General features: G+C 64.8%; 18 protein-coding genes and 1 tRNA gene. 9 read left to right on the top strand and 10 right to left on the bottom strand.

Annotation, left to right across the window (positions count from 1 at the left end; genetic code table 11):
- Nucleotides 1-11 precede the first annotated feature (11 nt).
- Both hrcA and grpE read left to right on the top strand, forming a co-directional pair.
- Nucleotides 12-1049, top strand: a complete 1038-nt coding sequence (gene hrcA / locus FHS31_RS11050; RefSeq protein ID WP_167073469.1) for a heat-inducible transcriptional repressor HrcA — start codon at nucleotides 12-14, stop codon at nucleotides 1047-1049.
- Nucleotides 1046-1567 (top strand): nucleotide exchange factor GrpE, encoded by a 522-nt coding sequence (grpE, locus tag FHS31_RS11045; protein WP_167073467.1) that lies wholly within the window; start codon nucleotides 1046-1048, stop codon nucleotides 1565-1567. The genes hrcA and grpE overlap by 4 nt, the downstream gene beginning before the upstream one ends.
- 24 nt (nucleotides 1568-1591) lie before the next feature.
- Here the strand turns inward: grpE and FHS31_RS11040 are convergent, their stop codons facing one another.
- Both FHS31_RS11040 and FHS31_RS11035 read right to left on the bottom strand, forming a co-directional pair.
- A complete protein-coding gene (locus FHS31_RS11040; protein ID WP_167073465.1) occupies nucleotides 1592-2791 on the bottom strand; it encodes a glycosyltransferase in 1200 nt (399 codons plus the stop codon).
- A complete protein-coding gene (locus FHS31_RS11035) occupies nucleotides 2775-3215 on the bottom strand; it encodes a copper chaperone PCu(A)C (RefSeq protein ID WP_167073462.1) in 441 nt (146 codons plus the stop codon). The genes FHS31_RS11040 and FHS31_RS11035 overlap by 17 nt, the downstream gene beginning before the upstream one ends.
- Nucleotides 3216-3383: 168 nt before the next feature.
- Between FHS31_RS11035 and dnaK the strand changes: the two genes are divergently transcribed.
- Entirely contained in the window at nucleotides 3384-5294 is a 1911-nt protein-coding gene (gene dnaK / locus FHS31_RS11030; RefSeq protein ID WP_167073459.1) for a molecular chaperone DnaK, read from the top strand.
- 86 nt (nucleotides 5295-5380) lie between these two features.
- The gene (gene dnaJ / locus FHS31_RS11025) at nucleotides 5381-6499 is read left to right on the top strand and encodes a molecular chaperone DnaJ (protein WP_167073456.1); all 1119 of its coding nucleotides are present in this window, start codon (nucleotides 5381-5383) and stop codon (nucleotides 6497-6499) included.
- A gap of 374 nt (nucleotides 6500-6873) precedes the next feature.
- On the opposite strand, the gene FHS31_RS11020 is transcribed toward dnaJ, so the two are convergent.
- The 3 genes from FHS31_RS11020 to glpX form a co-directional block, all read right to left on the bottom strand.
- Nucleotides 6874-7989 (bottom strand): UDP-N-acetyl glucosamine 2-epimerase, encoded by a 1116-nt coding sequence (locus FHS31_RS11020; RefSeq protein WP_167073455.1) that lies wholly within the window; start codon nucleotides 7987-7989, stop codon nucleotides 6874-6876.
- The gene (locus FHS31_RS11015) at nucleotides 7986-8696 is read right to left on the bottom strand and encodes a phosphocholine cytidylyltransferase family protein (protein ID WP_167073454.1); all 711 of its coding nucleotides are present in this window, start codon (nucleotides 8694-8696) and stop codon (nucleotides 7986-7988) included. Before FHS31_RS11015 ends, FHS31_RS11020 begins: the two co-directional genes overlap by 4 nt.
- A gap of 69 nt (nucleotides 8697-8765) precedes the next feature.
- On the bottom strand, nucleotides 8766-9779 hold the full coding sequence (gene glpX / locus FHS31_RS11010; RefSeq protein ID WP_167073453.1) for a class II fructose-bisphosphatase: 1014 nt from the start codon (nucleotides 9777-9779) through the stop codon (nucleotides 8766-8768).
- Nucleotides 9780-9856: 77 nt separating this feature from the next.
- On the opposite strand from glpX, the gene FHS31_RS11005 reads away from it, so the two are divergent.
- The gene (locus FHS31_RS11005) at nucleotides 9857-10273 is read left to right on the top strand and encodes a hypothetical protein (RefSeq protein ID WP_167073452.1); all 417 of its coding nucleotides are present in this window, start codon (nucleotides 9857-9859) and stop codon (nucleotides 10271-10273) included.
- Nucleotides 10274-10276: 3 nt separating this feature from the next.
- Here the strand turns inward: FHS31_RS11005 and FHS31_RS11000 are convergent, their stop codons facing one another.
- The 3 genes from FHS31_RS11000 to hisC form a co-directional block, all read right to left on the bottom strand.
- Complete coding sequence (locus tag FHS31_RS11000; protein ID WP_167073451.1) at nucleotides 10277-11572, bottom strand: homoserine dehydrogenase; 1296 nt, start codon at nucleotides 11570-11572, stop codon at nucleotides 10277-10279.
- Between the two features lie 105 nt (nucleotides 11573-11677).
- Nucleotides 11678-12589: a prephenate/arogenate dehydrogenase family protein gene (locus FHS31_RS10995; RefSeq protein WP_167073450.1), complete on the bottom strand. Its 912-nt coding sequence runs from the start codon at nucleotides 12587-12589 to the stop codon at nucleotides 11678-11680.
- Nucleotides 12589-13731 (bottom strand): histidinol-phosphate transaminase, encoded by a 1143-nt coding sequence (gene hisC, locus FHS31_RS10990; RefSeq protein WP_167073661.1) that lies wholly within the window; start codon nucleotides 13729-13731, stop codon nucleotides 12589-12591. Before hisC ends, FHS31_RS10995 begins: the two co-directional genes overlap by 1 nt.
- Nucleotides 13732-13836: 105 nt before the next feature.
- Here hisC and FHS31_RS10985 point away from each other — a divergent pair, with 105 nt between their 5' ends.
- The 4 genes from FHS31_RS10985 to FHS31_RS10970 all read left to right on the top strand — a co-directional run bounded on the left by FHS31_RS10985 (nucleotide 13837) and on the right by FHS31_RS10970 (nucleotide 18657).
- Entirely contained in the window at nucleotides 13837-14277 is a 441-nt protein-coding gene (locus FHS31_RS10985) for a pseudoazurin (RefSeq protein ID WP_167073449.1), read from the top strand.
- A 103-nt stretch (nucleotides 14278-14380) separates the two neighbouring features.
- Nucleotides 14381-15673 carry a glycoside hydrolase family 130 protein gene (locus FHS31_RS10980; RefSeq protein WP_167073448.1) on the top strand — a complete coding sequence of 431 codons (1293 nt, stop codon included), beginning with the start codon at nucleotides 14381-14383 and terminating at the stop codon, nucleotides 15671-15673.
- Between the two features lie 202 nt (nucleotides 15674-15875).
- Nucleotides 15876-17303 (top strand): O-antigen ligase family protein, encoded by a 1428-nt coding sequence (locus tag FHS31_RS10975; RefSeq protein WP_167073447.1) that lies wholly within the window; start codon nucleotides 15876-15878, stop codon nucleotides 17301-17303.
- Nucleotides 17304-17523: 220 nt separating this feature from the next.
- Entirely contained in the window at nucleotides 17524-18657 is a 1134-nt protein-coding gene (locus FHS31_RS10970; protein WP_167073446.1) for an acyltransferase family protein, read from the top strand.
- Between the two features lie 624 nt (nucleotides 18658-19281).
- Here FHS31_RS10970 and FHS31_RS10965 read toward each other — a convergent pair.
- Both FHS31_RS10965 and FHS31_RS10960 read right to left on the bottom strand, forming a co-directional pair.
- Nucleotides 19282-19358, bottom strand: a tRNA-Arg gene (locus FHS31_RS10965).
- 67 nt (nucleotides 19359-19425) lie between these two features.
- Nucleotides 19426-21420, bottom strand: a complete 1995-nt coding sequence (locus FHS31_RS10960; protein WP_167073445.1) for an acetyl-CoA carboxylase biotin carboxylase subunit — start codon at nucleotides 21418-21420, stop codon at nucleotides 19426-19428.
- Nucleotides 21421-21437: the final 17 nt, after the last annotated feature.

Raw genomic sequence — 21437 nt, 5'->3', positions numbered from 1 at the left:
ACCTCTTATGCATGACGCAGCCGATCACCGAGCTTTCGACCCGCGCGCGCGAGGTTTTCCGCATGGTGGTCGAGGGCTATCTGGATAGCGGCGGGCCGATCGGATCGCGGACCATTTCGCGCTTCGGCGGCCTCAATCTCTCGCCCGCATCGATCCGCAACGTCATGCAGGATCTGGAGGAGATGGGCCTGCTCGCCGCGCCGCACACGTCGGCGGGGCGGATGCCGACCGAGGGCGGCCTCAGGCTGTTCGTCGATGCGATGATGCAGGCCAACGCGCCGACCGACGAGGAGCGCGCCGCGATCGAGGCACAGGCGCGCCCCGGCCCCGTGGAAGAGGCGCTGGCCGCGACCAGTCAATTGCTCTCCGGCCTCACCGCCAGCGCCGGGCTGGTTCTGGTGCCGCGATCGGAGGCGGTGCTGCGCCAGTTCAGCTTTGTCAGCCTCGGCCATGGTCAGGCGGTAGCGGTGCTGGTCGGCGCCGATGGCTCGGTCGAGAATCGGGTCGTCGATCTGCCGCCGGGGGTTTCCGCCGGCGCGCTGACCGAGGCCGCCAATTACATCACCGAACGGCTGGGCGGGCTGACGCTGGCCGAAGCGCAGGCGCGGCTGGCGGACGAACTCGCGCAGGGGCGCTCGGCGCTCGACAAGGCCGCGCAGGGCCTCGTCGCGCGTGGGCTGGCGGTGTGGAGCGAGGATGGATCGCGCCGCCCGGTGATGATCGTGCGCGGGCAGGCCAATCTGATCGAGGGCGCCGATGCCGAGGACCTCGATCGCGTCCGCCAATTGCTGGGCGAGATCGAGGGCAAGGAGGAGATCGCCCGCCTGCTCGATAGCGCGCGCGGGGCGCGGGCCTGCAAGATTTTCATCGGATCGGAGAACAAGCTGTTCGCTTTGTCCGGCTCCTCGGTTATCGCGGCGCCATATCATGATGCGGCGGGGCGTGTGGTCGGCGTGGTCGGCGTGATCGGACCGACGCGGTTGAACTATGCGCGGGTCGTCCCAATTGTGGATTTCACCGCCCAGACACTGACGAGAATGATGGCATGAACGAAGACGATGTGCGCGAAGAGACCGCTGAAGCTGCTCCCGAAGTGGCCGAGCATGATGCTTCGGCGAAGCTGACGGCCGAGATCGAGGAGCTGCGCAAGCAATTGCTCTATACGCAGGCCGAGATGCAGAACGTCCGCCGCCGTGCCGAGAAGGAGGCGCAGGATGCCAAGGCCTATGCCGCCACCGGCTTTGCGCGCGATATCCTCTCGGTCGCCGACAATCTCTCCCGCGCCATCGCCGGGCTCCCCGCGGCGTCGCGCGAGGACGAGGCGCTCAAGCCCTTCGTCACCGGCATCGAGATGACCGCCAAGGAGCTGGAGAATGTCTTCCAGCGCAACGGCATCACCAAGATCGAGGCGATCGGCGCCAAGCTCGATCCCAACAAGCATCAGGCGATGGTCGAGGTGCCGAGCGATCAGGAACCTGGTACGATCGTCCACGAGATGCAGGCCGGCTATATGATCAAGGATCGGCTGCTGCGGCCGGCGATGGTCGGCGTGGCGAAGGCGGGTTGATCTAAATCCTCCGGGTCGGGAGGATTATTTCCGGCGATAATCGGCGATATGACCGGCGCGCGTGCGGTGCAGCTCCTCATGCGTCGCCGAACGGCCATACGCCAGCGCCGCCAAGCCTAGCGCCTTGAGCTGCTCGCGATTCTCGCGCGCCGCATCCATCGCCGCCGCCAGCGCCCGCGCGTCGTTCCGCGCCACCAATATGCCCCGCTCGCTCGCGCCCACAATCTCGGTGTTGGCGGGCGTGTCGCTGGCGATCGCCGGAACCGCGCGGGCGAAGGCATCGAACAGGATGCGCGGCTGCTCGTCCGAAAGCGTCGGCACGATTACAGCATCGTAGCCGTCGATCAGCTGGAAGAAGCCGTCGCCATAGGCGACCGGCGGCAGCAGGCGGATGCGCTCCGGATGCGCGGCGGCGGCGGCGCGGCAACGATCGATCAGGTCGCCCTCGCCGATGATGTCGATCTGGGCGGAGGTGTGCTCCAGCGCATCGAGCAGGCAGAGAACGCCCTTCTCCGGCGTCAGCCGCCCGGCGAACAGCAGCCGCCCCGGCTTGCGCGCCCAGCTTGCCGCCGCCGCGTCCGCCGTCAGCACCTGGGCGCTGTCCACCCAGCTCGCGGGCGTCAGATGCGCGCCGCCGCGGGGGTGTGTGGCGAGCGTGCGGCGATATTGATCGGTGGTGAAGAGCGCGAGATCGGCGGCGTTGACCGATGCTCGTGCCGCCCGTTCAAACAGCCGTGCCTGCCATCGCCGCAGCGGGCCCGCCCCGGCCGGTGCGCGCCAGAAGCTCGATTCGATGTTGATCAGCAGGAAGCGATGCCGCGCCCGCGCCAGCACCGCCGCGATCCAGCCCAGCGGGAACGGCCAGCCGGCGGGGCTCGCGTGAACCACGCCCACGCGGCGCACGGCGGCATCCATGCGGGCGACGATCAGCGGCAGCTTCAGCGCCATCAGCAGGGAGAGCGGCGGCGCGGCGACGATTTCCAGCGCGGGATCGTCGACCGCGATCCAATCGCCGGGTGCGGGCTTGTCCTCGATCGGGCAGAACAGCAGCAGCCGGCGGATATAGGTCAGGTGCAGCGCCAGATCCTTGGCCCATAAAGGATCGGCCCAGTGGCGGCCGCCATGGTGGTAGAGCGGGATGTTGACGACGAGCAGATAGGGCTCGGTGATCGGCGGAATATCCGTCGTCACGCCGGCTGTGCCGGCATCAGTAAGGCGCGTCATCGCCGGCGGCGACGGTCTTCGCCTCCGCTTCGGTGGTGCTGCCGTCCGAAAAGCCGAAGCGGAGCGGAACGGCGGTGCCGGGTTTTACTAGGGGATCGAGCCCGAACAGCATGACGTGGCGCCCGCCCGGCGCGAAGGCGATCTTGCCGCCCGCGGGCAGATCGACGCTCGCAAGCGGCTTCATCTCGCCCATGCCGGCCATAGTCTTCATGCTCTCGTGAAGCTCGGCACGCTGGGCGAGCGCGCTTTCCACCTTCACCAGCCGCATGTCCGTGCGCACATCCTCCATCGCGAAATAAGCCGCGCTCGGCTGCCCCGGCACCGCCGCCAGCCGTACCCAGGCGTGCGTGACGCTGACATGTTCGGGGGCGCGATGGCAGGCGGCGAGGGCAAAAGCGGCGAGCAGGGCGGAAAGGCGGCGCATACCCGCCGCTTAATCCCCTTCTCCCACATATGCGAGCATGCTTCTTGCGACCGGCGGAACCCTCCCTATATCGCTCTTGCAAACGTCGCGGGGGATGAAGCGGCGCCTGCCTTTTGAGGGGGCGCGCACTTCCTGCGGCACGAACGGACATTCGCGAAGAGGATTACAATGGCCAAGGTCATCGGCATTGATTTGGGAACCACCAACAGCTGCGTCGCCGTCATGGAAGGCGGCAAGCCCAAGGTGATCGAGAATGCGGAAGGTGCGCGCACCACGCCGTCGATCGTCGCCTTCGCCAAGGATGGCGAGCGGCTGATCGGTCAGCCGGCCAAGCGCCAGGCGGTGACCAATCCCGACAACACGATTTTCGCGGTGAAGCGCCTGATCGGCCGCCGCTTCGACGATCCGATCACCAAGAAGGATACGGAGCTCGTCCCTTATCATATCGTCAAGGGCCAGAACGGCGATGCCTGGGTGCAGGCGGGCGGCGAGGATTATTCGCCCAGCCAGATTTCGGCCTTCACGCTGCAGAAGATGAAGGAAACCGCCGAGTCCTATCTCGGCGAGACGGTCACCCAGGCGGTGATCACCGTGCCGGCTTACTTCAACGACGCGCAGCGCCAGGCGACCAAGGACGCGGGCAAGATCGCGGGCCTCGAAGTGCTGCGCATCATCAACGAGCCGACCGCGGCGGCGCTGGCCTATGGTCTCGAGAAGAACGACGGCAAGACGATCGCGGTCTATGATCTTGGCGGCGGCACGTTCGACGTTTCCGTGCTCGAAATCGGCGACGGCGTGTTCGAGGTGAAGTCGACCAACGGCGACACCTTCCTCGGCGGCGAGGATTTCGACAACAAGCTGGTCGAATATCTGGCGCAGAGCTTCAAGGCTTCCGAGGGCATCGATCTTACCAAGGATCGCCTGGCGCTCCAGCGGCTCAAGGAGGCCGCCGAGAAGGCCAAGATCGAGCTGAGCTCGACGCAGACCACCGAGGTCAACCTGCCCTTCATCACCGCCGATGCGACGGGTCCGAAGCATCTGGTGAAGTCGGTCAGCCGCGCCGATCTCGAGCGGCTGGTCGAGCCTTTGATCCAGCGGACGATCGAGCCGATGAAGAAGGCGCTCGCCGATGCCGGCCTCAAGGCCGATGCGATCGACGAGGTCGTGCTGGTCGGCGGCATGACGCGCATGCCCAAGGTGCGCGAAGCCGTGAAGGCGTTCTTCGGCAAGGAGCCGCATACCGGCGTCAACCCCGATGAGGTGGTGGCGATCGGTGCGGCGGTGCAGGCAGGTGTGCTGCAGGGCGACGTCAAGGACGTGCTGCTGCTCGACGTGACCCCGCTGAGCCTCGGCATCGAAACGCTGGGCGGCATCATGACCAAGATGATCGACCGCAACACGACGATCCCGACCAAGAAGAGCCAGACCTATTCGACGGCCGACGACAATCAGAACGCCGTCACCATCCGCGTCTTCCAGGGCGAGCGCGAGATGGCGAATGACAATAAGATGCTCGGCCAGTTCGATCTGATCGGCATCCCGCCGGCGCCGCGCGGCGTGCCGCAGATCGAGGTGACGTTCGATATCGACGCCAACGGCATCGTCAACGTCAGCGCCAAGGACAAGGGCACCGGCAAGGAGCAGCAGATCAAGATCCAGGCCTCGGGCGGCCTTTCGGACAGCGACATCGATCAGATGGTCCGGGATGCCGAAGCCTTCGCCGAGGAGGACAAGAAGCGTCGGGCTGCGGCGGAAGCCAAGAACAACGCCGAAAGCCTGATCCATTCGACCGAAGCGCAGCTCCGCGAGCATGGCGAGACAATCGATGCGGGCCTCAAGTCTGAGATCGAAAGCGCGGTCGTCGCGGCCCGTGGCGCGGTTGAGAGCAATGACGCCGATCAGATGACCGAGAAGACCAATGCGCTGATGCAGGTCTCGATGAAGATGGGCCAGGCCATCTACGAGAAGCAGCAGGCCGAAGGTGCGGCCGCCGGCGCGGGTGCCGCAACCGGCGCGGAAGCCGGCCATGGCGAGGATGTGGTCGATGCGGAATTTTCCGAGGTCGACGACAGCAAGTAAGCACATGAGGCCGATGCGCGACCCCGCAAGGGCGCGCATTGGCCTCACTTTTGCCTCACCTTCCGACTGAACGGGCCCGACCTTCGATGGCTGAGACCGACTATTACGAGCTGCTGCAGGTCGATCGGACCGCCGACGACAAGACGATCAAATCGTCCTACCGTCGCCTGGCGATGGAGTGCCATCCCGATCGCAATCCGGGCTGCGAAATATCCGAAGCCAAATTCAAATCGATCAGCGTCGCTTACGATGTCTTGAAGGATCCGCAGAAGCGCGCGGCCTATGATCGCTATGGCCATGCCGCCTTCCAGCAGGGCGGTGGCGGCGGCGGTCAGGGTTTCGAAGGCTTCTCCGATATTTTCGAAAGCGTGTTCGGCGAATTCATGGGCGGCGGCCGCGGGCGCGGTGGTGCCAATTCGGCGCTGCGCGGGGCGGACCTGCGCTATGATCTCGAGATCACGCTGGAAGACGCCTATCATGGCAAGAGCGAGCAAATCCGCATCGATGTCGCGGCCGCCTGCGATGTCTGCCACGGATCGGGCGCCAAGGAAGGCACGTCCGCCAAGGGCTGCCCGACCTGCGCCGGCCATGGCAAGGTACGCGCGCAGCAGGGCTTCTTCGTGGTCGAGCGCACCTGCCCGACCTGCCATGGCCGCGGCCAGGTGATTGCCGATCCCTGTACCGCCTGCCGCGGCGAGGGCCGCGTCGAGAAGACCAAGACGCTGGAACTCAAGATCCCCAAGGGCGTCGACGAAGGTACGCGCATCCGCATGACCGGCGAGGGCGAGGCCGGCGCGCGCGGCGGGCCGGCCGGCGATCTCTACGTTTTCATCCATGTCGCGCGGCACGATCTGTTCCAGCGCGATGGCACCACCTTGTTCGTCAGTGCGCCGATCGGCTTCTCGACCGCCGCGCTCGGCGGCACGATCGAGGTGCCGGGGCTCGATGGCGAGGTCCACGAAATCCGCATTCCGCCTGGCATCCAGTCGGGCAAGCAGCTCCGCCAGCGCGGTGTCGGCATGCCGGTGCTGAACGGGCGCGGGCAGGGCGATCTCGTCGTTCAGGTCGATGTCGAGACGCCGACGCATCTGACCGCGCGGCAACGTGAATTGCTGGAGGAGTTCCGGACGACCGAGACGGGCAGCGAGAGCCCACAGGCGGAGAGCTTCTTCTCCAAGCTCAAGGGCAAGCTGGCGGGGGAGTAGACATCTAGCCTGTGCTCCGGCGAAGGCCGGAGCGCTGGATGAGGAGCGGAGTGGCTGCCGCCAGGGCTCCGGCCTTCGCCGGAGTACGACAAGGTCTGAGGAGTTTCCTTGGGTCCCCAGATACGAAAACGGGCGACGACCGTGCAGTGGTCGCCGCCCGCTAACTTTGGGAAGGCCTTCGCTTAGGAAGCGAAGACGGTGCCGACCGCGAGAATCTCGGCGGCCACGGCAAGCAGCATCGTGGCTGCCAGCTCGAACTTCAACACGTCATTTACTCCTGCATATCGCCTCGTTGTGCGATGCAGCGTAAATAGACCCCCAACCGTTTATCGCAACTGACAAACCGTTCGACGCGGTTGCAGAAAACGCAACCGTTATTTTGGCCTGTGTCGGATGATTTCGGCGATCCTAGCCGGAGCATTTCCGGTGACGTCGCCCAGCGCTGCGGTGGCATAAGTTTGCTGCGTTGCGATATAGCCCGAGTGCTGGTCGCGGGCTTGGTCGAGAGCCTCTGAAAGTTCGCCGATCCCAGTGACGACCCTCCCGCACTTCCAGAAATCGTGCTCGTCGGTCGCCCGCCAATCCACGCCTTGGGCGTTGAGGAAGACGCACGGGCGCGGCTGCGCCAGATATTCGATGACCTGGCTCGACGTATCACCGAGATAGATGTCGGCGGCGGCCATATAGCTGCCGTCGACCATCGCAAAGCTGCGCGTATCGGCATGGACGTGCGGGAGATCGGCGACCTCCAATAACAGCTCGGCGGCACCGGCATCTTTTTCGAACAGCCGCTGATGCGGGGCGAGGATGACGTTGAAACGGTCCTGCGCCGCGAGCATCGCGACCACCTCCCGCCCCCATAGCCACCAAGAGGAGCGATGCTGCTGCCAGTGCGGTGCATAGACGATCACCGGCTTGCGATCGGCGAACAGATCGCGCGCCGGCGTGCGCTGCCGAAAGCCCGCCTTGACGTAGCCGGTGGCGATCACGCGCGCCGGATCGAAGCCGCGATCGAGATAGGTGCGCCGCTCCTGCTCGCTCGGCACGAGCAGCAGATCGGCGGCGCGGCGGCGCGGATCGTCGCGCGCGCTCATCGATCCGACACCGTGCGAGGTCTTGATCCAAAAGGTGCGCAAGAACGGCAGCAGGCGCGGAATCCACAGGCTGGTCTGCTCGGCGCACACCGCGACGCTGGCATTCATGAGATGCGGCACCAGGCGCAGCAGCATCGGCAGCTTCGCAGGGAGCGGCGGATTGTCGCCTTCGGCGGTGTCCGGCAAGGCGAGGAAGCCCGGCGCGCGGCGCAGCCGCACGTTGGGCAGGCCCTCTTTCCACCGCCCGAGCAGCTGCTCGTGAACCGATGTGGAGACCCAGCAATCGATCGCCAGCTCCGGCGCCTGCTCGGCCAGCGCTTCGACGATCGGCCAGAGGTGCGGGATCAGCAAGGTTTCGCCGAGGAAGAGGAAGGCGACGCGCTTCCTCGCGGTCATTTCGCCTGCCAGCGTTCGATATCCTCGGGTCGATCGATCTCCAGCGCGCTCGATCCGTCCCCTTCGATCGCGCGCACCGCGCTGTCCCACGCCAGCCGATCGATGATCGCATGGTGGAAGCGGCCATGCCCGCCCTCGGCGCCGATCACCTCGTCGAGCGCCTCGACATAGAGGATCGGGCCGATGCCCTTGGCAATGATGAAGCCCATCGATCGGTGCGCGGCAACGCCTTCCGCCAGCGTCTTGCCGACCGCGCGGACCCTTTCGCCCTCGACGGCGACGAGCATGTCATCGAGCATGAAATCCTCGGTCCGCTCGACGAGCAGATTGATCCCATCACCGGCATGGTCGAGCGCGGCGGCGATCAGATCGGCCGAGAATAAGGTATCGCCGTTGAGCAGGCAGAAGGGCTCATGAAGCTGGTGGCGCGCGGTCCACACGCTGCTGATGCTGTTCGCCACCGGCCAGAAGGGGTTGAGCAGCAGGCCGGGGCGCTGGTTGGCGGGCTTGTGCGAAAGATGCTGCTCCAGGCGATCGATGCGATAGCCGCCGATCACCAGCACATCGGTGATGCCATTGGCGGCGAGCGCCTCCAGCTGATGATCGAGGATCGCCTTGCCGCCGACGGGGACGAGGCATTTGGGATGCTGGCGCGTGAAGGGCAGCAGGCGTGTGCCCTGGCCCGCAGCAAGGATGATCGCCCTCATGGGGAGGGTTTAGGGGGCGGGGCGGGGTAAGGAAAGAAAAAGCCCCTCCCCTTCAGGGGAGGGGCTAGATTAAATCCGATGTTCGCCCTTGACCCAGCGCACGGTGCCCGAGCTGGCGCGCATCACCACGCTGTTGGTGGTCATATGGCCCTTGTGGCGCTTGACGCCCGAGAGCAGCGAGCCATCGGTGACACCGGTCGCTGCGAAGATCGCATCGCCCTTCACCAGATCTTCGAGCTGGTAAATTTTGTCGAGATCGGTGACGCCCCATTTGGCGGCGCGGGCGCGCTCGTCATCGTTGCGGAACAGCAGCTTGCCCTGGAACTGGCCGCCGACGCAGGCGAGCGCCGCCGCCGCCAGCACGCCCTCGGGCGCGCCGCCGGAGCCCATATAGATATCGACCGTGGTCTCGGGATTGGTCACCGCGATCACGCCCGCGACATCGCCATCGGGGATCAGCATCACCGCGCATCCGATCGCGCGCAGTTCGGCGATCATCTTTTCGTGGCGCGGGCGATCGAGGACGAGCGTGACGATCTCGTGCGGCTCGACGCCCTTGGCCTTGGCCAGCGCCTTGACGTTTTCGGTGGGGGATTTTTCGAGGCTGACGATGCCCCGTTCATAGCCCGGCCCGATCGCCAGTTTCTCCATATAGACGTCGGGCGCATTGAGCAGCCCGCCCTCCTCGGCGATCGCCAGCACGGCGAGTGCGTTGGGGCTGGCCTTGGCGGTGAGCGTCGTCCCCTCCAGCGGATCGAGCGCGATATCGATCTTGGGACTGCCGGGCGATGCCTTGCCGACCTTCTCGCCGATGAAGAGCATCGGCGCCTCGTCGCGCTCGCCCTCGCCGATCACCACCGTGCCGTCGAAATCGAGCTCGTTGAAGGCGATGCGCATAGCTTCGACGGCGGCGGCATCGGCGGCCTTTTCGTCGCCGCGGCCGACCAGCGTGGAGCAGGCGATCGCCGCCGCTTCGGTGACGCGCACCATCTCCAGAACCAACACCCGATCGAGCGCCTTCGAGGCTTTCACCGCCACTTGCTTTTCTCCGTCCCTATCTCGCGGGCGGCGATAGGCGGGCATGGTGACATTGTCGAGAATGGCGTGCTTGCTTCGCGAGGCGGCGCTGTCATGCTCGCTGCGTGCGGAGGAACCGGGCCATGAGAGCGACGCGATGGCTGGCGATGCTGCTGATTGCGGGCGCGGCGCGGGCCGAGGTGGCAGGGCCGCCCGTGCCGCCGAAAACCAAGGGCACCGCCGCCGAGCAGGCTATCGCGCTGTATCATCAAGAGCATGACCCGGCGCCTTTGCCCACGCCGTGCCGCCGGTCGACGCACGACGAGATCACCGTCTGCGGCAAGACGGATGGCCGTTCGCCGGATCGGCTACCGCTCCCCGATCAGGGCGGTCCGCGGGCGGGGCCGCGCACGGCGACGGGGGAGATGCCGTCCACCGCCGGCGGCGTCGGCGGTAGTCCGGCGTTGCAGGGCAAGGGCGCGGGGCTGACGCTGACCGTGCCGCTCGGCACGGGCACGGCGCCGGCTCATACGGCGGTGACGGGCAACGCCGACGAATAGGGCTCAGCGCTCGAGGATATGCATCAGCATCGGCGCGCCAAGCAGGCTCGGCGAGCCTTCGAGCTTCTCCAGCGCGTGATCGACCGAGCGTTCCGGACCCTCATGCGTGACCATCACGATCAGCACGCTGCCATCGGCGGCCGCGCCGCGCTGGATCAGGCTTTCGATCGAGACGCCGGCATCGCGCATCGCGGCGGTCAGCTCGGCAAGCACGCCGGGGCGATCGGCGACGAGGAAGCGGAGATAGGCGCGCCCGCGGCGCTCTCCCGCCGGGGCGGACGGCAGCGCGGCCAGATCGGCGACGGGCATCGCGAAGGTTGGGCCGGTGGCGCCGCGCGCGATATCGACGAGATCGGCGACCACCGCGCTCGCGGTCGGACCTTCGCCCGCGCCGCGTCCCTGGAACAGCAGCCGCCCGACGAAATCGCCCTCGGCAACGACGGCGTTGAGCGATCCGGTGACGTGCGCCAGCGGATGATCGATCGGCACCAGGCAGGGATGCACGCGCTGGAACATGCCGCGCGCATTGGCCTCGCCAAGGCCCACCAGCCGGATCTTGTAGCCCAGCGCCGCCGCCTCGGCGATGTCGGCGGCGATGACGTGGCGAATCCCGGTGATCGCCACCGCCTCGAAATCGACGCGCGCGCCGAAAGCGAGGCTGGCAAGGATCGAGAGCTTATGTGCGGCATCCACGCCATCGATATCGAAGCTGGGATCGGCCTCGGCATAGCCCAGCTTCTGCGCTTCGCCCAGCACCTCGGCGAAGTCGCGGCCTTCGCTCTCCATCGTCGTCAGGATGTAATTGCAGGTGCCGTTGAGCACGCCATAGACGTGGTGGAGGCGGTTGGCCGCAGCACCCTCGCGCAGCCCCTTGATCACCGGGATGCCCCCCGCGACCGCCGCTTCATATTTGAGCGCCACGCCCTTGGCCTCGGCGGCTTCGGCGAGTTCGAGGCCATGGTGGGCGATCATCGCCTTGTTCGCTGTGACGAGCGGCTTGCCCGCCGCCAATGTCTTGCGCGCCAGGGTCAGCGCGGGGCCGTCCGATCCGCCGACCAGCTCGACTACAACATCGACATCCTCGCGCTCGGCCAGCGCGGCGGCGTCATCCACCCACGCGAATTTGCCGAGGTCGACGCCGCGATCGCGCGTCCGATCCCGCGCCGAGACCGCGACCACCTCGATCGGCCGGCCGGCGCGGCGCGCGATCAGATCGGCGTTGGTCTCCAGCACCTTGACGACGCCAGCACCGACATTGCCGAGGCCTGCAAGCGCGATGCGGAGGGGGTTTGAACTCATTGCTACCAAAGCCTCCGTTCGTCCCGAGCGAAGTCGAGGGACGTGCAAATAGCGAGCGGGGAACGTGTCTCGACTTCGCTCGACACAAACGTAGAGGATGTATCCTCAGCCACCATGCGATCTTCCGAAATCCGGTTCGGCGCTGTCTTGCCCCTGCTCAATTATCGAGCGGCGGATGGCGCGGGTGCGGGTGAAGAGATCGAACAATTGATCGCCGTCGCCCCAGCGGATCGCGCGCTGGAGCATGGTGACGTCCTCGGTCAGCCGCTGGAGGATTTCCAGCACCGCCTCGCGGTTCTGAAGGAACACGTCACGCCACATCGTCGGATCGCTGGCGGCGATGCGGGTGAAATCGCGGAAGCCGCCCGCCGAGAATTTGATAACCTCGCTCTGCGTGACCTCCTCGAGATCGGACGCGGTGCCGACGATCGAATAAGCGATCAGATGCGGGACATGGCTGGTGACGGCGAGGACGAGATCATGGTGACGCGCATCCATAATCTCGGTCTGCGCGCCGAGCTTCTCCCAAAAAGTCGAGACGCGCATCACCGCGGCGGGATCGGTGTCGCCATCGGGGGTGAGGATGCACCAGCGGCCTTCGAACAGGCTGGCGAAGCCCGCGTCAGGTCCGGAATGTTCGGTGCCGGCGACGGGATGGCCGGGGACGACCGTGGCGTGCGGCAGTGCCTGCCGGATCGCGGCGGCGATCGATGCCTTGGCGCTGCCGGTATCGCTGACGATCGCCTCGGGCGGCAGATCGGCGGCGATCGATGCGGCGGCCTGGCCCATCGCACCGACCGGCACGCAGAGCAAAACCAGATCGGCATCGATCACCGCGGTGCCGGCGGCATCGGCGATATCGTCACACAGGTCGATCTCCCGCGCGCGTTCGCGGACGGCGGAATCGGCATCATAGGCCATCAGCCGCACCGTCGGCATCTTGGCGCGAACCGCGCGCGCCACGGACGAGCCGATCAGGCCCAGCCCGATGATCGTCACCCGCGCGAACGGCAGCATCAGGCCCCCTCGCCTTCGCTCGGGGCAGAACCCGCCTCGCCGGCCATCTCGCGCAGCGCCGCAGCAACGCGGCGCATCACCGCCTCCTCGCCGATCGTGATCCGCAGCGCGTGCGGCAGGCCCTGGCCGGGCAGCCAGCGCGTCGCGATGCCGCGCGCCATCAGGCCATGATACGCGGTCTCGGCACTCAATTTGCCCTCGAACAGTACAAGGATGAAGTTGGCCTTGCTCGGCACCGCGCGAATGCCCGTGTTGCCCAGCGCCGCGATCTCGCCCGCAAACCAGCCGCGCCATGTGTCGTTATGCGCCTTGCTGCGCGCGACGAACTCCTTATCGCCCAACGCGGCAATGGCGGCATCGAGGCCTGCGGTCGCCACGTTGAACGGCGCGCGGATGCGGTTCATCGCTTCGATCACCGCCGCCGGGCCGTATCCCCAGCCGATCCGCCCCGCCGCGAGCCCGAAGATCTTGGAGAAGGTTCGGGTGACGAGGACATTGGGCTGCGTGCGGGCGAGCTCCAACCCGCCGTCCTCATCTTCGGGATCGAGATATTCGGTATAGGCCTGATCGATCACCAGCAGGCAATCCTTGGGCAGCCCTGCGTGCAGCCGGGCAAGTTCGGCGCGGCTGGTGTAGGTGCCGGTCGGATTATTGGGATTGGCGACATAGACGACGCGCGTCTTCGCGGTGACCGCCGCCAGCAGCGCATCGACGTCGGTGGCGTAATCCCGGTCGTCTGCCTCGATCGGGTGCGCGCCGACGCGCCGCGCGGCGATTGGATAGACCGAGAAGCCGTAGCGAACGTACAATATTTCATCGCCGAGCCCGGCGAAGGCGCCGGCGGCCAAGTGCAGCACCTCGTCCGATCCCGTGCCGTGGACGATGCGCTCGGGCTCCAGTCCATAATGCGCTCCGATCGCCTCGCGTAGCGCGGATGCCGCGCCGTCCGGATAGATTTCCAGTGCGTTCGTTGCCGCCGCGAAGGCCGCGCGCGCCTTGGGGCTGGTGCCGAGCGGATTCTCGTTGGAGGAGAGCTTGATCAGCTTGGCGCCGGTGTCGCTGGTCGCGCGACCGCCGACATACGGCGCGATCGCGGCGATCCACGGCTTGGGGGCGGGCGCGGGCTCGGCAGGCGGAAACATGGGTGGGAAATACTCGAGAAAAAGGCCGCTGGCGGGAAGCGCGCCCATAGCCAGCGCGGTCACGAAAAGCTACCGTCGTGGCTGTCGCGTCCTCGGGAGACCTGCATGATCAAGCCTGCCGCCGTCTTCATCGCCATCGGCCTTGCCGCCGCGCCCGCGATGGCCAAGGATATCACCGTCCAGATGAAGAATTTCGGCAGCGATCATACGGTGATGGTTTTCGAGCCCGCTTATGTTGCGGCGGCGGTAGGCGACAAGGTGCATTTCGTGCCGACCGACATGGGCCATAATGCCGAGCCGATCGACGGCATGCTGCCCGCCGGCGTCGCCGCGCCCAAGGGCCAGGTGAACAAGGAATACGTCCTTACCCTTACCAAGCCCGGCCTCTACGGCATCAAATGCCTGCCCCATTTCTCGATGGGGATGATCGCGCTGGTGAAGGCGGGCAAGGGCAAGGCGCCCAATGCCGCCGCCGCCGCTGCCGCGCCGCTTCCGGCACTTGCCACCAAGCGGATGGCGCCATTGCTGGCGATGGCCGCGAAATAGGCGGTCGTCGGATCAGCGATACGCCCGCTGCCTGATCGGGCACTTGCCCGCGTTCCGTGCGTTCGCGCCCAAACCGCGCTGTGCGGCCAAGCCGGGGAACCCCATGCCTGATTCCGATTCCGTGTTGGATCATCACGATCTTATCCTGCGGCCCGATCCGTCACGCACCGTCATCCGCCCGTTCAGCCCGGAATATCCGGACAATTTCCGCACCGAGGGGCATAGCCGCGCGCAGGTCATCGTCGATCGCGTAGTAGCGTTGGGCGGCGCCGAGCTGGACGCTGAACTCAAAGCGATCACCGATTCGCTCGATGAACGGCACCGCGATGTCGACGATTTGCTCAGGCGGCGGTTCGACGAGGTTGCGAAGCTGCTCGACGGCGAAGTACCGGAGGATGATGCCTGCCGTCGCCTGATTGGCGCCTATTTCAGCGAGGAATTCTCGTTCGAGTCCGCGGCTTTGTTCAATCCCAGCGCGGTGCTCGGGATGAATCAGGAGGGTGTGCCCGAAGGCTCGCTGCGGTTCGCTTTGTCGCTCCGTGGCATCGGCGAGGGCCATGTCTCCTCGGTGACGTTCCGCACCGGAATCTGGACGCCGGGAGGCGAAATCTGCGTGGACAAGCCCAGCCGCACCGCCGTGCCACCGATCGTCGATACCGGGGACGAGGAAACAGGCTCGGTAAGGCTCCGCTGCGAGCAGAGCCGCGAACTGTCGGAAACCGTGCTCTTCCCGATCCTGCCAAGCCAGCGGCAGGGGATCGAAGACCTCCGCTTGGTCCGCTTCCAGGAGGACGACGGCAATTTCACCTATTACGGCACCTTCACCGCCTTCGATGGCCGGGACGCGCGCCCGGCGCTGCTGACCGGCTATGATTTCCAGACGTTCGAGATGCGGCGGCTGACCGGTGACGCCGCGGGCGCCAAGGGCATGGCGCTGTTCCCGCGCAAGGTGAACGGCCAATATGTGATGCTCGGGCGGCAGGACAGCGAGAACATCTGGCTGCAACGCTCGGACGATGTCACTGTCTGGAACGAGGGCGTGAAGATCGTCTCGCCCCAATTCCCCTGGGAATATGTCCAGATGGGCAATTGCGGATCGCCCATCGAGATCGACGAGGGGTGGCTGGTGTTCACGCATGGTGTCGGCACGGTGCGCAATTATTGCATGGGCGCCTGCCTGCTCGACAAGCACGATCCCGCCAAGCTGCTGGCGCGCACGCCCGAGCCGATTCTCAAACCCAGCCCGGACGAGCGGGATGGTTATGTGCCCAACGTCGTCTACAGCTGCGGCGCGATGATCCACGGCCGCGACGTCATGCTACCGTTCGGAGTGGCGGACAATTTCGCTGCTTTCGCAACCACCACCGTCGATCGGCTGCTGAAGGCGATGTCCTGAAGCGGCCCCGGGGATGATTGCGGAGTGTGGCCGCACCCCGTAGACCCTACGATGCCAGCTTAGCAGGATCGGCGCGGTAATGGTCTACTCAATCCTCTTGATCCTCAGGCTTGGCACGATTGTATGGCTGGGGACCTATGTCTTCACCAGGCTGGTCGGCCGCGCCGATGCCGAATGGATCAAGGGTCGCCCGCTTGCGATCATGATCGGCTTCTACGCCGTGGGTATGCTCTCGCCGAGTATCTGGATCGTCTACGCGATGCTGCTCGGTGCCTTGCCGTTGTTGGCGCGGACGCGGGCTGAGGCGGCGGCGCTGTTCATCGTCGCAACGGGCGCCGTGCCGGAACTTGTATACCCTTTGCAGATCGGCAGCCTCTATCTGGTTGCCGTTGATAAATGGATATTGCTGTCGATCGGGCTGATGGCTGCGGTGCTGTTTCGACGGCGCGCGGGCCCAAAGGCGGGGATGCGTTTTTCGCTTCCCTACGTGATCATGCTTGCGCTGGACCTGTACGTGAGTCGCGACGATACCGTCACCGCCACGCTGCGCAACGTGGTCGGCGTGCTGTTAGCGGGTGGCGTGGGCTATTTTGCTTTCACCAATGCGATAAGCCGTATCGAAGATCTCCGTCGTGTCTTGTTGGCCTTCGCTTATATTGGCTTCGTGCTCTCGTGCGTCGCGGTCGTCGAGGGGTTTTTACACACTCTCTTCTACGCGACGATGTCTGCGAAGCTGAATATCGGCGGTACGCCGCTCTACCGCCTGATGAAGTTTCGCGGCGGAATATTGCGGGCCACGACCGTGTATGGCGATGCGACCACCCTCGCGCAGTTCCTGGTCGTCACGCTGATGGCCACCGTTACCTTCCGTCACAATTTTCGCACGACACGCGCGCTGGGCATTGCGCTTGGCGTGATCACGGTCGGCATCTTCGTTACCAGTACGCGCAATGCCTGGATCGGCGTACTGGTCGGCGTGATGGCGTTCGATCTTTACCGCGGCCGCTTCTTGCCGCTCGTGGGTAAGGTGACGTTGCTCGGCATGATGTACGGTTCCGTACTCCTGCTCGCCGAATTCATTCCGTACTTCAACGCGATGGTTAATGGGCCGGATACGACGGGAACGGCGAATTATCGTAGCCTGCTGCTAACGCGTGGGATGGAGGAATATCACAAGCATCCCCTCTCCGGCATAGCTGTGAAGAAACTGCTGATCGATATGAAGGATCTGGTTCAGGGCGAGGGTATCGTCGACTTTGTTAACGGCTATCTCTTCTATGCGCTGGCCGATGGGCTCTTGGGGTTCATTGGCTTGTTGCTCGTGTTTCTGCTGCCATGTGTCGCCATGCTGGCGATCCGTCGTTCGATGATCGCCCGCGGCCTGCTGTTGGAACGGTCCGCCGCGCTCGTTTTCTCGGTCTGTCTAACCTATGCGGTGATGACCGCGTTTACCGGCTACGGCGGCCATTACGAGATCCCGCTCTATTGCATCATGGGATTGGGGGCAGTGCTGTTTTCTTGGCGGCGCGTGGCGCCGGCGCGCCTGAACCTTGGAGCGGCGAACGCCGCGCCGCCCCTTGCCACCTTGGGGCCGCCAGCGGTGGCGAAGCCCTTGATCGCCGTACCATGAACACGGTGCTCAAGGCGCGACGGTCACCGCTTTTTCAATGAGCGGCCGCGTATCTTTCCAATGATCTCTCCTGCGGCGGATCCTAGGAAATAACCACTTCTCGACTAGGTGAAGCGGCGGCTCTGACTGTGATGGCGGTCCGATTTGACGATGGGCCCTTACGAAGGTGCATCGAAGCGCAGGCAGTTCAACCAGTGTGAGCCCATCCGGGTGCCGAGACATGATGATCGTATTAGGGAGCAGGTCACGGGCGCTCCATGCGAATGAAAAAGGGACGATCGAAATGCAGACCGCATCACGAATGGTGCCGGCTCCGCCGGAAAACGCGAAAGAAAGTTATCGCGCGGGTTTCGATGGGCTGCGCGCCGTTGCCGTATCGCTAGTTTGGCTATCGCACCTTGATGCGATCCATTTCTACAACGGCGTGATCGGCGTCGATATTTTCTTCGTGTTGTCAGGCTATCTAATTACCGGCGTGCTCGCGCAGGAGCATGCGGTGTACGGTCGCATCAAATTGCCGAGCTTCTACGCACGCCGCTTTCTGCGATTGGCACCCGCCCTGTGGCTGCTGCTCGTCGCTAGCCTGCTATGGTATGCGCTGGAATCGCGGGTCAGACCCGGGATGCTCGGCGCAATCGTGGCCTCGGCCCTCTATTTCATGAACTACAACCGTATCTTCCATTGGACGGGCGAAGGCTTTCTCGGGCATACTTGGTCGCTTTCGATCGAGGAGCAATTTTACTTTCTATGGCCAATGGTGCTGGTGCTCACCCCGCGGCGCTGGTGGCTGCTTATCGCTGCCGTATGTGCTGCTTCCGGTACGGCTTGGCGGATCTGGCTAGCCTGGCATGACGCATCGGCCAACTGGATTTACAACAGTTTGGAATGTCGCATCGATCTGCTGCTGCTGGGCTGCGCCGTTAGCCTTGCGGGCGCAAGGCTGCATGGATCGGCAGCGACGGTAATCCGACGCGCTTGGCCGTTAGCTACTTTCGGCCTTGCCGCCATTCTCTTTGCGCCTTCGGGCGATCATGCGCGGGCGATGGCAGTGATGATCGCCGTCGTCGGCCTGCTAAGCAGTGTGCTCATCCTGGCGATCGAATCACAGCTGCTGGCCGGATGGCTGATTTCGCCGCCGATAGTGAAACTTGGGCGCATCTCTTATGGTGTCTATCTATGGCATTATCCATTGCTGGGTTTGCAGAGTTTCTATGGTTTCAGAGGCTTCTGGCTGCTGTCCAATATCCCGATCACGCTGGCGGTGGCGGCGCTCTCTTTCCGCTATGTGGAGCGTCCCCTGTTGAGCGTGAAAGAGCGGCTGGTAAAGGTCCACGGACGGCTCGGTACTGGTTGAAGCGCCGCCAGCGGGCTTACCCGATCCCGTCGCATCAATCGCGCCGTGCAGGATTTAGCTCGTAGCCTATTTGTCGACCAACTCCGCTTTCTCGCACGGCTGGCGTGCGCGTCGATCAGAAGCGTGTAACGGCGGCCGTGCACACGCTCGTTCCCGCGCAGGATCAACAGCGCGAGATCATCGAGATCGCGAGCGAAGACGGACGGACTAGTTGCGTGGGCTGTCCGTACCGCCGAGGTTGGGCGAGTTGGCACCTTAAGATCGAACAACGGCTCATCTGTGCGAAAGGCTGTCGGGCTCCGATGCGATGTGACGCATGAGCCGATATCGCTCGCGCTGCGCTTTGGCCACGAGTTGTCGAGCTATGCCTCGAAAAATCGTCGTCGATCTGAGCGTCCTGCCCAAAGTGCTGGCAAGAACCTGACCGGTCTTAATTTCAACCGAGGTACTGTAAGATGAAAACCGCAGTTGCTCGTCGAGGTCTGCGATCTCGTTATCCGCAAGCTCCGACCCTAACGGTCTTATCGGTAGGAGTACCCCGTCAAAGTAAACTGTAACAGCGTTTCGGACCCGACAAGGTCAATTTAGCTAGGTTTTTAAGATGCCCCACCAAAATGGAGAAATTGGTGCGCCCGGAACGATTCGAACGTCCGACCCTCAGATTCGTAGTCTGATGCTCTATCCAGCTGAGCTACGGGCGCTTGGGAGGTGGTCCACTAGTCGAGGGTGGCGTGAGGCGCAACCCTGAGTTTGCGGCCGCCGCCGATCTTATTCGAACTCCAGAATGACGGCATCTACGGCCAGGCTTTCGCCGGCCTTGGCTCCGATGCTCTTTACCACGCCCGCTTTCTCGGCGCGCAGGATATTCTCCATCTTCATTGCTTCGACCACGGCGAGCGGCTGCCCGGCCTCCACCTTGTCGCCGGCGGCGACATCGATGCGCGTGATCAGGCCGGGCATCGGGCAGAGCAGGAAGCGCGACATATCCGGCGGGATCTTTTCGATCATGTGGCGCTGGAGGGCGGCGACGTGCGGCGGCAGCACGCGCGCGGTGTGGCTGCGGCCGCGCGTCGTCAGCCGCCAGGAGGCGCGGTGGCGATCGACGCGGACCGAAAGCGCCTCGCCGTCCACCGTCGCCTCGATCAGGCGCTGGCCGGGCATGAACGGGGCATCGACCACCATCGCTTGACCATCGACGGTCACCGCCTCCGATTCGATCAGGACATGATGCTCGGCACAGTCATCCTCGCCGACGAAGGTGACGACCCATTCGGTGGAAGGGACGATCGTGCCGTTGAGCCGGCCGTCGATCGTCGCGGCACGCGCGGCCTCGGCGGAGGCGGCCAAAGCGGCGACGGCGGCGAGCTTGTTGGTCAGGCCCTCGGGCACGGCGGCGCCGTGGAAACCTTCGGGATATTCCTCGGCGATGAAGCCGGTGGTGAGCGCGCCCGAACGGAAGCGCGGGTGCTGCATCAGCGCGGAGAGGAAATCGACATTGTGGCCTATCCCGTCGATCTCGAAGCGATCGAGCGCGCCGATCTGCGCATCGATCGCCGCCTCGCGCGTCGGCCCCCATGTCACCAGCTTGGCGATCATCGGATCGTAGAACATCGAGATCTCGCTGCCCTCATAGACGCCGTCATCGACGCGGACGTCGGCGCTCTCGGTAGGCGGGCGATAGCGGACGAGGCGGCCGGTGGAGGGCAGGAAGCCGCGATAGGGATCCTCGGCATAGACGCGGTTCTCGATCGACCAGCCGTTGATGCCGATGTCGGTCTGGCCGAATTCCAGCTTCTCGCCATAGGCGACGCGGATCATCTGCTCCACCAGATCGAGCCCGGTGATATATTCGGTGACGGGATGCTCCACCTGCAGGCGGGTGTTCATCTCTAGGAAGTAGAAGCTCTCGCCGGTGGTGTCCGCGCCCGAGACGATCAGCTCCACCGTGCCCGCCGAATAATAGCCGACGGCGCGGGCCAGCGCGACCGCCTGCTCGCCCATTGCCTTGCGCATCGCGGGCGTGACGAAGGGTGAGGGCGCTTCCTCGACCACCTTCTGGTGGCGGCGCTGCACGGAACATTCGCGCTCATTCAGGTAGAGGATGTTGCCATGCTTGTCGCCGATCAGCTGGATCTCGATATGGCGCGGGCTCTCGATGAATTTCTCGATGAACACGCGATCGTCGCCAAACGAGGCAAGCCCCTCGCGCCTGGTCGCCTCGAAGCCTTCGCGGACGTCCTTTTCGGACCAGGCGAGGCGCATGCCCTTGCCGCCACCGCCTGCCGAGGCCTTCATCATCACCGGATAGCCGATGTCGCCAGCGATCTTCACCGCCTCGTCGGTGTCGGCGATCTCACCGAGGAAGCCGGGGACGACGTTGACGCCCGCTGCCTTGGCTAGCTTCTTGGATTCGATCTTGTCGCCCATCGCGGCGATCGCGTTGATCGGCGGGCCGATGAAGGCGATGCCGGCGTCATCCAGCGCCTGCGCGAAGCTGGTGCGTTCGGAGAGGAAGCCATAGCCGGGATGGACCGCCTCGGCGCCGGTCTGCTTGCAGGCGGCGATGATCTTGTCCGCCAGCAGATAGCTTTCGGCGGCGGGCGGCGGGCCGAGATAGACCGCTTCGTCCGCCATCTCGACATGCGGCGCACGCGCATCCGCGTCGGAGTAAACCGCGACGGTCTTGATGCCCATCTTCTTGGCGGTGCGGATGACGCGGCAAGCGATCTCGCCACGGTTGGCGATCAGGATTTTCTTGAACACTTATTGCTCCAGGTGAC

The sequence above is a fragment of the Sphingomonas vulcanisoli genome (genome assembly GCF_011761305.1).
GTDB classification, from domain to species: Bacteria; Pseudomonadota; Alphaproteobacteria; order Sphingomonadales; family Sphingomonadaceae; genus Sphingomonas_I; species Sphingomonas_I vulcanisoli.
This window is presented reverse-complemented; position numbering and strand designations above follow the sequence as displayed.